General features: G+C 71.3%; 10 protein-coding genes. 4 read left to right on the forward strand and 6 right to left on the reverse strand.

From position 1 onward, the window contains the following. Positions 1-19: 19 nt before the first annotated feature. The 6 genes from AB0F72_RS11270 to AB0F72_RS11295 form a co-directional block, all read right to left on the reverse strand. The gene (locus tag AB0F72_RS11270) at positions 20-670 is read right to left on the reverse strand and encodes an SMI1/KNR4 family protein (protein WP_360428869.1); all 651 of its coding nucleotides are present in this window, start codon (positions 668-670) and stop codon (positions 20-22) included. A 473-nt stretch (positions 671-1,143) separates the two neighbouring features. Further along, on the reverse strand, positions 1,144-1,854 hold the full coding sequence (locus AB0F72_RS11275; RefSeq protein WP_360428872.1) for an ABC transporter permease: 711 nt from the start codon (positions 1,852-1,854) through the stop codon (positions 1,144-1,146). Then, positions 1,854-2,804: an ABC transporter ATP-binding protein gene (locus AB0F72_RS11280; RefSeq protein ID WP_360428875.1), complete on the reverse strand. Its 951-nt coding sequence runs from the start codon at positions 2,802-2,804 to the stop codon at positions 1,854-1,856. Before AB0F72_RS11280 ends, AB0F72_RS11275 begins: the two co-directional genes overlap by 1 nt. Next, positions 2,801-3,670 (reverse strand): ABC transporter permease, encoded by an 870-nt coding sequence (locus tag AB0F72_RS11285; RefSeq protein ID WP_360428878.1) that lies wholly within the window; start codon positions 3,668-3,670, stop codon positions 2,801-2,803. Before AB0F72_RS11285 ends, AB0F72_RS11280 begins: the two co-directional genes overlap by 4 nt. Further along, on the reverse strand, positions 3,663-4,577 hold the full coding sequence (locus tag AB0F72_RS11290; protein WP_360428880.1) for an ABC transporter ATP-binding protein: 915 nt from the start codon (positions 4,575-4,577) through the stop codon (positions 3,663-3,665). Before AB0F72_RS11290 ends, AB0F72_RS11285 begins: the two co-directional genes overlap by 8 nt. A 95-nt stretch (positions 4,578-4,672) precedes the next feature. Beyond that, entirely contained in the window at positions 4,673-5,932 is a 1,260-nt protein-coding gene (locus tag AB0F72_RS11295) for a glycosyl hydrolase (RefSeq protein ID WP_360428882.1), read from the reverse strand. Between the two features lie 252 nt (positions 5,933-6,184). On the opposite strand from AB0F72_RS11295, the gene cysC reads away from it, so the two are divergent. The 4 genes from cysC to AB0F72_RS11315 all read left to right on the forward strand — a co-directional run bounded on the left by cysC (position 6,185) and on the right by AB0F72_RS11315 (position 12,061). Beyond that, positions 6,185-7,705, forward strand: coding sequence for an adenylyl-sulfate kinase (gene cysC, locus AB0F72_RS11300; protein ID WP_360428885.1), 1,521 nt, complete (start codon positions 6,185-6,187; stop codon positions 7,703-7,705). A gap of 89 nt (positions 7,706-7,794) precedes the next feature. Then, entirely contained in the window at positions 7,795-9,471 is a 1,677-nt protein-coding gene (locus AB0F72_RS11305) for a Wzz/FepE/Etk N-terminal domain-containing protein (RefSeq protein WP_360428887.1), read from the forward strand. Beyond that, positions 9,468-10,835 carry an O-antigen ligase family protein gene (locus tag AB0F72_RS11310; RefSeq protein ID WP_360428889.1) on the forward strand — a complete coding sequence of 456 codons (1,368 nt, stop codon included), beginning with the start codon at positions 9,468-9,470 and terminating at the stop codon, positions 10,833-10,835. Before AB0F72_RS11305 ends, AB0F72_RS11310 begins: the two co-directional genes overlap by 4 nt. Next, a complete protein-coding gene (locus tag AB0F72_RS11315) occupies positions 10,832-12,061 on the forward strand; it encodes a hypothetical protein (protein WP_360428892.1) in 1,230 nt (409 codons plus the stop codon). Before AB0F72_RS11310 ends, AB0F72_RS11315 begins: the two co-directional genes overlap by 4 nt. Positions 12,062-12,064: the final 3 nt, after the last annotated feature.

Below are 12,064 nucleotides of genomic sequence, written 5' to 3' on the forward strand. Positions count from 1 at the left end.
TTCGCGTTCACCGGCCGAGTCAGGTCAGTTGTTGCTCCGACTCGGTCAGCCATCGGCGGTACCACCCGGCGAAGCTCAGCGGCTTGCCGGCGTCGTCCAGGATCGGGGAGAGGCCCTCGTCGTCCGCCCGGTCGTCGGCCCACATCTGACCTCGGGACGGGCCGCTCACCACGAGCGCCTCCCGCAAGGCGCAGCCCTGATGGCAGAGGTAGATCAGCCCGACCGCGTGCGCCGGGTCGAAGGCGACCCGGTCGTGCAGCTCCCACCAGGCGTCCTCGGCCTCCTGGCCGTCCGCCTCCTCGTCCGGCCGCTCGGGCAGCCCGTCGGCCGGGTTGAACGCCTCGGTGTGCGGGAACGGGCTGGCGAGCGTCCCCTGGTCGGTGAGGTCCGCGCCGTCGCCCTCCCATTTCCAGCCGTCGTCGGTGCGGCGCAGCGGGAACAGACCGTAGGCCGGGCCGGCGCCGCCCCGGCTCACGTCGCGGAGGAACGAGCGGTACTCCCCCGGCAGCTCGATGCCGAGCTGGGCCTCCAGGTCGGCCAGCTCGGCAGCGGTGAGCGGTGGCTCGAGCAGCCCCTCGTGCCACCGCCACCCGAACGCCCGGTCGAGGCCGGGCCGGGCGGCGAGGGCGGCAACACGCGGCCGGACGTCAGACCAATCGATCTCGATCACGGCGGGGACATTACCGCCGCGCTCCGACAAGAAATTCGCCGCCGGACACAGCCCGCCCGCTCGTCAGCGCCCATGATCGTCACCGGGTGTGCCGGCATCAGAGGTCAATGCTGCGCTTCGCGGAAAGGCGCGGACGTCGCAGGCCCCGCAGAGTGACGCGAAGCAGAAACGCTCCACCATCAACGGTCACCTACCGTGACAGCGCGCGGAGGTTTCGGGGCCTGGTGGCTCCAGGGGCACGGATCTGGGCAAGCCACGCCCCCGAGCATGCGTAGGTCGCCAAAATCGCGGCGGAGCGGCCGCCGAGCGCGGCCGGGCACCCGAGCCCGCCCGAGCCCGGCCGCCCGAGCCCCGCCCGGCCGCCCGAGCGCGACCGGAGCAGCCGGCCCGAGTGACCGGAGCAGCCGGCCCGGGCGCGACCGGAACAGCCCGGCCCGGGCACGGCCGGAACAGCCCGGCCCGGGCACGACCCGTCAGCTCGTCTCGCCGGCCAGGCTGAAGCTGCCCAGGCGGTTGATCGCCGCCAGCGTGCAGACCACCACGAACACCACGCTCATCACGATCGCCGTGGTGATGCCCACCTGGGACTCCAGGATCGTGGTCGGTTTCAGCTTGTCGGCGATGGTGATGACGTACTGCCCGATCGAGAGCACCCGCGTGCCGCTCAGGAAGCGGCCGAGCAGCCCCTCCCAGACCAGGATGTAGACCAGGCCCAGCAGGACCGGCCGGCGGGTCAGCAGGCTGAGTAGCAGGAACAGCGCGGAGTACGCGAAGGCGCCGGCCACCGCCGCCACGGCCAGGGCCATGCCGAACGTCGCCGAGTCGGCCAGGACGCCGGCCACGAAGAGCGGCACGGCCGAGGTGACCGCCGCGGCACCGGCCGCGACCATGTACTTCGCGAGGATGATGTCGCGACGCGGCAGCGGCTTGGTGAGGATGTGCACGAGCGTGCCGTCGTCCACTTCGGAGCCGAGGACGCCGGTGCCGACGATCAGCGAGATCACCGGCAGCACCACGGCGAAGCCGAGGCCGACGATGACCGCGGCGCCCCACTGGTCGGCGTCGATGTCGTACGCCCGGCAGAGCGCTGCCAGGGCGATCAGCAGCAGCGGGAGTGGCAGCAGGATCAACGCCCGGCGCTGGCCGAAGAGCCCGCGCGCCGTGATCAGAGCGACGGTGGACATCAGGCCTCCAGCAGGTAGGAGAAGACGCTCTCCAGGGACTCGTCGGACGGCACCAGCTTGTGCAGCCGGATGCCCTGGTCCAGGGCGATGCGCGGCAGGGCGCGGGTGAAGCTGCCGTAGTCGGACGCCCGGACGGTCATGCCGCCGGACTCGATCTCGATGCCGCTCACCGATTTCTCGCCGATCAGCGCGACGGCGAGCCGCCGGTCGTCGGAGCTCTGCACCGCGAACACGTGCGGGCGGTTGGTCATCAGGCGACGGATCTTGCGGTAGTCGCCGGAGGCCGCGAGGCGGCCCGCCACGATCACCTGGACCAGGCCGGCGACCTGCTCGACCTCTTCCAGGATGTGCGAGCTGAACAGGATGGTGTGCCCGCGGTCGCCGAGCGAGTGCAGCAGCTCCATCATGTGCATCCGCTGGCGCGGGTCCATGCCGTTGAACGGCTCGTCGAGCAGCAGCACGCGCGGGTCGTGGACCAGGGCGGCGGCGACCCGGGTGCGCTGGCGCATGCCCTTGGAGAAGGTGCCGATCCGCCGGTTGGCGGCTCCGGTCATCTCGACCAGGTCGAGCGCGCGCCGGGCGGCGCCGGCCGGGTCGGGCAGTTTCTGCATCTTGGCGCAGGCCAGCACGAACTGCTCGGCGGTGAGGAACGAGTGCACCGCTTCCCGCTCGGTGACCAGGCCCAGGTCGCGGTAGACGGCCGGGTTTCGCCAGGTCGGCTTGCCCTCGATGGTGACGGTGCCACGGGACGGCGCGAGGAAGCCGGCCATCATGTGCAGCACGGTGGTCTTGCCGGCGCCGTTCGGGCCGAGCAGGCCGGTGACGCCGCTCCCCAGCGACATGCTGATGTCGTTGACCGCGACGACGTTGCCGTACCACCGGGTCACGTTGGTCAGCTCGACCACGCCGGTGCCGGCGCCGGTCTGGGGCTCGATGGTCTGGGTCGTCACAGCGAGGCCACCTTCCGGTATCGGGCCAGCAGCAGCAGGAGGCACGCGGCGATCAGGCAGAACGCCTCGATGGCGTAGACCGGTCCGAAGTCGCCGATCGGGATGCCCATCTCGTCGTCGGGGCCGCCGGCCAGCCAGGTGCCGACGCCGGAGACCAGTGTCATCGGGCTGGCCAGGCCGGCCAGGTTGTTCGCCGTGCTGGAGGTGAGGATGCTGAGCACACCGACCACCGGCGTGGTCAGCAGGAAGACGGCGACGATGCCGCCGGCCGCGAACGCCCGCTTGCCGGTGAGCGACGCGATCAGCAGGCCGATGCCGCTGAACAGCAGCGCCCAGAGCACGCTGTAACCCCAGCCGGGCGCGAGGTCGAGGAACTCGTTCCAGACGCCTTTCGCGCCGTCCTTCGTGGTGAACGCGGCGCCCAGGAACATGATCAGCTGAGGGATGCCGAGGAGCAGCCAGACCGCGCTCGCCATCGCGAGGTATTTCGCCATCACGTAGTCGGCGGCGCGCAGCGGGCGGCTGAAGTAGAGCGGCAGGGTGCCGGACTTGATGTCCCGGGACACCAGCTCCGGCGCGAGGATCGCGACGAAGAAGATGATCAGCCAGGCCATCTGGTCGTCGAACTGCGTGTAGGTGAAGATCACCTGGTTGAGCTGGGACCGGACGGCCGCCAGGATCACCGCGACCAGCAGCATGATGCCGGCCACCAGCCAGGGGAAGATCTTCGCCTTGGCCGAGCGGCCGAAGCCGAACGCGGCACGCAGGCCGTGCACGTAGAGCGCGAGCAGTGCCGCGCCCCGGCCCAGCCGTACGCCTTCGTACCGCTGATAGCCAATGTCGTGGATGACGCCGGCCTCAGACATCGGCGGTCTCCTTCGCGGTGAAGAGCTCGGCGACGCGGTGCCGGCGCTGGTCCAGGCGGTGCAGGGAGAGGTCGAGGTCGGCGACCGCTCGGAGGATCTGGTCGTACGACGAGTCGGCCTCCATCGGCACCAGCAGCAGCCGGCCCTCACGGGTCACCCGCAGGCCGAGCCCGGTCAGCGCGGCGGCCAGTTCGTCAGTACCCTCGCTGACCTCGACCGCGAGCACATCGGAGGCCGTGGTCATGCTCGAGATGCGGTCGGCGCGCAGCAGCCGGCCGCCCTCGATCGCGATCAGCGAGTCGCAGATCCGCTCGACCTCGCCGAGCAGGTGCGAGCAGACGACGACCGAGATGCCGAACTCGGTGCCGATCCGATGGACGAGCGCCAGCATGGCGTCCCGTCCGGCCGGGTCGAGGCCGTTGGTCGGCTCGTCGAGCAGCAACAGGTCCGGGTCGTGGACGAGCGCCTGGGCCAGCTTGACCCGCTGCTTCATGCCCGTCGAGTAGCCGCCGATCTGCCGGTACCGCTCCTCGTAGAGGCCGACGTGCCGCAGCGCCTCGGAGGCACGCTCGCGCGCCGCGGTGCGTGGCAGGCCGCTCATCCGCCCCAGATGGGTGACGAACTCGGCGGCCGACACGTCCTGCGGCAGGCAGTCGTTCTCCGGCATGTATCCGACGCGCGCACGGACCCGGTCGGTCTGGGTGACCGGGTCGAGGTCGAACACGCGGACCGAGCCCGCGCTGGGCGCGATCAGCCCCAGCATGATTTTGATGAAGGTGCTCTTGCCGGCGCCGTTGGCGCCGACGAGCCCGATGACTCCGGCGTCGACGTCGACGGTCAGGTCGGCGAGGGCGGTCACCCCGCCCCCGTACGTCTTCGTCAGCGCCTGCGTAGCGATGATGGTCACGGCCTCAGCCTAGAAAGGCCACGCACCCCACGGGATCCGGAAGTAACCCTGAGGGCTCTCAGGGTCTCTCAGCGTCCTCACAGCAAAGCCGCGCCTCAGCCGACCGCCACCTGGAACACCGGCAGCTTGCCCAGCCGGCGGTATTCGCGCAGCGCAGCCGGGGTGCTGTCGACCGACGAGTCCTGGCCCTTGTGGTTGCCGGGCGTCTCGAAGTGCACCATCGCCTTGATTCCGGGGAAGCGGCCGATCTCCCGGCCCACCTCGCGGTAGAAGTCGGCCATGTGTCCCGGGTTGCGCTTGGAGAACCAGACACCCCACTCGGCGACCATGAGGGGCTTGTGCGGGTGCCGGGCGCGCACCCAGTTGTAGAAGCCGGGCCAGCCGGGCTTGCTCGCCGAGCGGCGGTTCAGCAGTTCCTCGAAGTCGCCGTGGCCGTAACCGGGGTCGCTGTACGAGTACGTGTCGAACCCGATCCAGTCGACCACGTCGTCACCCGGGTACATGTGGCTGAACCAGCTCTTCGTGGTGTGCGGGACGTAGGCCATGTGGATCAGGACGGTCACCACGTTGTGCGCGCCCTTGGCCCGCAGCCGCTTCACGACGTGCCGGAACATCGCGGCGTAGTCCCGAGCCGTGTATCCGGAGCCGGCCTTCTCCCGTACCTGATCCTCGGCCTCGTGGTGGATCGCGAAGAAGAACCGTTCCCGGTAGTTCTCGCGCAGATGCTCGGCGAGCCGGTCGAGGAAGGCGTCGGTCCGCCGGTCGCCCTTGGCGATCCGCGCCCAGGTGGTGCTCTCCGGCTTCCAGTTGAGCAGCAGGATCCGCTTGCGACCGTGCTCACGGGAGATGGCGATCTCCTGCTCGGTGGGGAAGACCTGGTTGATCCCGCTGTGGTAGGCGTGGAACACCGCCTGGTGCCGCCCGGTCTTCCGCTCGAACTCGTGCAGCGCCTGCACACCCCGCGCCTCGGTCTTGGCTCCCGGCGCCACGCCCCAGAGCACCCCGCAGGTCGGCACGAGTTTGGCGCCGGTCCGGCACTTCTTGCCCTCGGCCCGGTTCGCCGATCGCGGCTGGTGCCGGACCGGCACGCCGCCGAGCAGTTGCGTGCCGGAATTGCTCAAAACCGGTCTCTGGTACGGGGGATGCCCCGCACCGGGCAGCGCGGGGTCACCGGGAGCCCCGGGAGTTCCGGGATCCGGCTGATACAGCGGCGGTTCGAGCGGCGCGAGCGTGGGGGGCAGCGGCGCATCGGCGTCCGGCACCACGATCCGCGGTTCGCCGGGCGGCTCGTTCGGCAGCCCGAGCTGGTCGATGCCGCCGGTCCAGGCCCAGGCGAGAGTGACCGTCACCGACATGGCGAAGGCTGTGGTCAGTACTGCCCTGTGCACGAGCCGGCTCGGGTTCTGTCTCACAAACAGGCAGTATCAGACGATCGTGCCTATTTGTCCAGAAATGACGCGATATAACTCGATTACGGGGTTAGGTCTTTTTCGTCGCTCCTGCCGCTCCTCCGGTAAGAAGATCCGCAGAAGACCGAGAGCCCGTCTCGACCCACTCGATCGAGGCTGCGAAACTGTCCCCCAAGTCTGCTGCAGGGGGATGCGAAGGTGAATGGATCGGTACTGCCCGAGGATGTGCTGCGGGACGCCCCGTCCTTCACGCCGCGCCCGTACGAGTTGGCGGACCTCGAACTACTGCTCTCCGGGGCGTACACACCACTGACCGGGTTCCTCGGTCGCGCGGACCTGGTCTCGCTGGCCCGCACCGGCCGGCTCGCCGACGGCACGCCGTGGCCGGTGCCGGTCACCCTGGAGGTGCCCGGCGAGCTGGCGCAGACCCTGGACCTGCGCGATCCCGGCCGGCGCACGATCGTGCTGACCGACCCGGAGGGCGCCCCGGTCGCGGCGATCGAGGTGGCCGACGTCTGGCAGACGGGCGTCAACCGGTTCGGCATCGGCGGACCGGTCCGCCGGATGGGCGACGGCGGGCACGGCCCGTTCCAGCGCCTGCGGCGTACCCCGGAAGAGGTCACCGGGCTGCTACCACCCGGACGGGTGCTCGGCGTCATCGCCGACCGGCCGCTGCACCGGCCCCAGCTGGCGCAGATCGCGCACGCCGCGCGCACCCTCGCCGCGCACCTGCTGATCCTCATCCCGGTCAGCGGCCCCGGGCCCGACGGCCTGCCACCGGAGTCGCTGGTCCGCTCGATCTTCGCGGCCCGCGACCGGATGCCCCCGGCCACCATCGTGGCCGTACCCCTGCTGCCGCACGGCGACGAGATGCGCGACGCCCTGCTGCGCGCCCGGGTGGCGCAGGCCTACGGGGTGACCCATGTCCTGTCCACCAGCGAAATGCTCTCCGGCGCCGGGGTGCGGGTGCTCGTCCCGCGCGAGCTGGCCTACGACAACCGGGACGGCCAGTGGCGCTGGCGCGACGACATCCCGCCGCGCAACCGCCGCCTCGCGATGTCCCCCGCCGAGATCGACGACCTGCTGGACCGGGGCTTCCCGCTGCCTGAGTGGCACACCCCGCCGGCGGTCGCCAAGGAGCTGTCCCGGGTCCGCCCGCCGCGCCGGCACCGCGGCCTGGTGGTCTTCTTCACCGGCCTCTCCGGCTCCGGCAAGTCGACGATCGCCCGGAACCTGGCCGACGCCATGCGGGAGAACGGCGAGCGGACCATCACCCTGCTCGACGGCGACGTGGTGCGCCGCGAGCTGACCGCCGGCCTCGGTTTCAGCAAGGCCGACCGGGACCGCAACGTGCGCCGGATCGGCTGGGTCGCGGCCGAGGTGGGCCGGCACCGGGGTATGGCCGTGGCCTGCCCGATTGCCCCGTACGAGGAGGCCCGGGCGGCGGCCCGGCGGATGGCGGCCGAGGCCGGCGCCGGGTTCATCCTGGTGCACGTGGCCACCCCGCTGGAGGTCTGCGAGCGCCGTGACCGCAAGGGCCTCTACGCCCGCGCCCGCGCTGGTCAGCTGCGCGGCATGACCGGGATCGACGACCCGTACGAGGTGCCGGCCAACGCCGAACTGACCATCGACACCACCACCATGACCGTGCCCGACGCGGTCGAGGTGGTCCTCGCCTACCTGATCGAGAACGGCTGGGTGGAGCCCAAACTCACGTAGGCCCATCACTCTCGGCGGGAGTGCGGCGTTACCCCTCTGGGGCGAAACGCCCGAAACACTCCTTTACCCGGAAGGGCCGCCGAACTCTGATGGAAGCGCCTCGTCCTGCGTCCGCCGATGTCTCGCAATACCTGGGCGCGTTCCGCCGGCACTGGTGGATCGCCCTGGTCGCGACGGGGGCCGGCCTTGGCGCGGGCGTCACCTTGGCGCACACCATGCCCAAGGTCTACGAGTCGTCGACCTCGGTGCTCGTCCAATCCGTCGACCAGGACACCAACGCGCAGGGCGGCCGCACCAAGGGCGCTGTCAACCTGGACACCGAGGCTCAGCTGGTCGGCTCCGGCGCTGTCGCGTCGCGAGCCGCCGCCCTGATGCGCTCCGGGACCTCGCCGATCGAGCTGGCCCGCTCGGTCTCGGTGCAGGTGCCGGCGAACACCACGGTTCTGGTGATCACCTTCCGGGCGGGTACGCCCGAGTCGGCGCGGATCGGCTCGCACGCGTTCGCCGAGGCGTACCTGCGCAACCGGGACGAGAGCGCGCGTGCCCAGCTGGACAAGCAGATCCGCTCGCTGACCCTCAAGGTCAGGCAGCTGACCGGCTCGCTCACCACGCTCAACGCGAAACTGGCGGTCGCGGCGCCGGGCAGCTCCACCGAGAGCAACCTGCAGAGCCTGCGGAACAACTCGCAGAACCAGCTGAACTCGCTGACCGGCCGCCTGAACGAGCTCACCACGACGATGGTCGGCGGCGGCACCATCATCAGCGACGCCCGCCTGCCCGAGCGCCCGACCAGCCCGAACACGCTGCTCAACGTCGGCACCGGCGGCATGGTCGGCCTGCTGCTCGGCCTCTGCTTCGCCTACCTGCGGGAACGCTTCGACAGGCGGCTGGTCACCGCGGCCGACGTGCGGGACCGGGGCCGGGTGCCGGTGCTGGCCGTGCTCGACGAGCGGAGCACGCCGCACTTCGACGACGTGGTGCAGCCGTACGGGCCGGGCGGGCGGGTCTTCAACCGGCTCCGCAACGAGGTCCTCGCCAGCCTGCACGAGGGCGACCAGATCATCGTGGTGACCGGGACCAGCCGGGGATCGGCCAGCACGCTGGTGGCCGCGAACCTGGCCGCCGCGCTGGCCCGTACCGGAAGTGATGTGATCCTGATCGGGGCGCACCTGCCGGACAGCGTCGTCGATGCCGCGCCGCTGGCGCGGATGCTCGGGGTCTCCGCCATGCCCGGGCTCTCCGACCTGCTGGCCGGGCGGGCGTCGCTGCCGCGCACGCTGCAACGCACCCCGCGCATCCCGTCGCTGCGGGTGATCACCACCGGGGGCGCGGCCACCGCGGCCGGGCTGATGCAGTCGCAGCGCCTCAAGGACACCCTGTCGGCGCTGCGCCAGCAGGGCGGATACGTGGTGATCGAGGCGCCGTCGACGAGCAGCAGCGCCGACGCGCAGAGCCTGGCCAGCCTCGCCGACGCGGCGATCCTCGCGGTCGAGCTGCGCCGCTCCCGCCGGCCCGCCCTGATCGACGCGACCGAGCAGTTGCAGCGGGTCGGCACCCGGCTGCTCGGGGCCGTGGTGATGCCGAAGCTCGCCCCGATGAAGCCCGGCGACTTCGTGGCGCCGGCCGTGACGCTGACCCCGCAACCGGTCGACGAACCCACCCAGAAGCTCCAGTTCGCCGGATCGCCGCGCCAGCGCCCGGCCGAAGCGGTCGCCGACGAGACCGCCGTCATCGAGAAGATCGCCAGCGACGGCGACGAGAAGTGACGACGGTCGCGGCGGCTCCGCTCGCCGGACCGGCAACCCGCAGCGTCAAGAACCGCTACCTGCCGGCCTGGCCGGTCGCCGGCATCCTGCTGCTCTACCCGCTCTGGTGGGCGCTCGGCCTGGGCGTGCTGATCTTTCCGCTGATGGCGGCGCCGATGCTGTTCCTGCTGGTGCGCCGGCGTGCCGCCGGCCGGCCACTGCGGCTGCCGCCGGGTTTCGCCTGGTGGGCGATCTTCCTGATCGCGGCGCTGGTCAGCATCGCCGCGCTGGGCGCGGACCCGACGGGCACCGTGGTGGAACGCGCGAGCGACCGGCTGCCGGCCGTCGTCTACAAGCTCTCGATGTACCTGTCGCTGACCGTCCTGCTGCTCTACGCCGGCAACCTGACCGAGGCGGAGCTGTCCCGCCACCGCCTGGTCCGCCTGCTCGCCGGCATGTTCGTGCTGACCGTGGCGGGTGGCCTGCTCGGCATGGTGGCCGGCACGTTCGAGTTCACCTCCCCGGTCGAGTGGCTGCTGCCGTCCGGCGTACGCAACAAGGGCTTCATCCGGTCGCTGGTGCACCCGTACGCCGCGCAGATCATGGATCTGGTCGGTGGCGAGAAGCCGCGCCCGGCCGCGCCCTGGGGTTACACCAACACCTGGGGCAACAACTTCTGCCTGCTGGCCGGATTCCTGCTGGTGGCCGCGTGGGCGAGCCGGAGCGCCGGCAAGAAGGCGCTGGCCCTGCTCTGCCTCGCGGTCTCGGCCGTGCCGGCGGTGGCCTCGCTCAACCGTGGCCTCTGGATCGGGATCGGCGTGCTCGTCGTCTACGTCGCGATCCGGTACGTGCTGGCCGGCCGCATCTGGATCATCGGCGTGGTGCTCGTCGCGGCCGGCGTGCTGGCCGCCGCGCTGACGGCCACCCCGCTCGGTGACACCGTGCAGGCCCGGCTCGACAACGGCAAGTCCAACGGCGTCCGGTCGTACCTGATCGAGAGGGCCCTGGACGGTTTCGCCGAGTCACCGGTGATCGGGTACGGCGGCACCCGGGACACCCTCGGCGGCCGCAACTCGATCGCGGTCGGGGAGAGCGCGGGCTGCGAGCGCTGCGGCAACTTCACGGTCGGCGGCAACGGGCAGCTCTGGCAGCTGCTCTACGCCCACGGCGCGGCCGGCACGGCCGGATATCTCGGCTTCTTCGGGTACGGGTTGTGGCGGTTCCGCCGGGACCGGAGCCCGATCGGGGTGGCCGCGAGCGGTGCGCTCGTCACCTCGTTCTCGGCGATGCTCTGGTACAACTCCCTGGTCACCCCTCTGGCCTTCATGGTTCTGGCGTACGCGCTGCTCTGGCGCGACTGGATCGAGGGGAGCGACCACACATGAGTCCAGTGAGGACGGCGCCGGCGGAACTCACCGCCGACGACGCGATGCTGCGGACCCAGTACCTCAACGAGGTTCTCGGGCTGCTCTACCCGCCGCCGTGTGACACCGGCGGTGGGCCGGGGCCACTTGTCGCCGAATATCTGGTGGTCCCGAACGCGCGGCGGCCCCGGTTGCTCGTACCCTCGCTGAATCCGGCGGTCGCGGCCGCCGCGGTCCGCAGGTACGCCGAACCGCAGTCCCGCCTGGCCCGGCTCAAACGCGACGCCGTGGTGGCCGCCGTGCACACCCGCGCCACCGGCCTGCTGTTCCGCGACCGGATCCGGGTGACCGGCCCGGCGTCGGCCGGCATCGACGGATACCTGAGTGACGCGCTGCGCCGCGACCTCGCGGTGAGCATCCACATCGGTCCGGTCCGGGCCAACCGCAAACCGGTGTTGCAGCTGCTCAGCACCGAGGGCGAGACGTTCGCGTTCGGCAAGCTCGGCACCAGCCCGCTGACCAGGAGCCTGGTCGGGGCGGAGACGGCGGCGCTGCACAAACTCGGCGCCGGCGGCCTGACCAAGGTGGCCGTGCCGCGGGTGCTGCACGCCGGGCAGTGGCGTGGCCTGCAGGTCCTGATCCAGTCCGCGCTGCCGGTCTGGCTGCCCCGGGCCCCGCTCAGCGAGCGGCGGCTGACCGCGGCGATGCTCGAGGTGGCCGGCTGCCAGGGGATCACCTCGGGTCCGCTGACCGGCAGCGAGTACTGGCAGCAGCTGCAGGAACGGCTCGCCGCGGTGGCCGACCGGCCGGAGGGCGCCGGTCTGGCGGCCGCGGTCGGTGTGCTCGCCACCCACTCCGGTGACACCACGCTGCGATACGGCGCGTGGCACGGCGACTGGGCGCCGTGGAACATGGCGAGCCTCGAGCACGCGCTGCTGGTCTGGGACTGGGAGCGGTTCGCCACCGGGGTGCCGCTCGGCTTCGACGCGATCCACCATGAGCTGCAGAAACGCATCCAGTCCACCGGGGACGCCCGGGCTGCGGTCGAGGCGACCGTACGCCGCAGCGACGAGCTGCTGGCCCCGTTCGGCGTCGCGCCGGTGTCCCGCGAGATCACCGCGCTGCTCTACCTGGTCGACCTGGCCGTCCGTTACCTGACCGACCGGCAGGCGGAGGCCGGCGCGCGGCTCGGCGTGCTCGGCACGTGGCTGCTGCCGGTGCTGATCCGCCGTGTAGAGGAGCTCTAGACA

The sequence above is a fragment of the Actinoplanes sp. NPDC023936 genome (assembly GCF_040639325.1).
Taxonomy (GTDB): Bacteria; Actinomycetota; Actinomycetes; order Mycobacteriales; family Micromonosporaceae; genus Actinoplanes.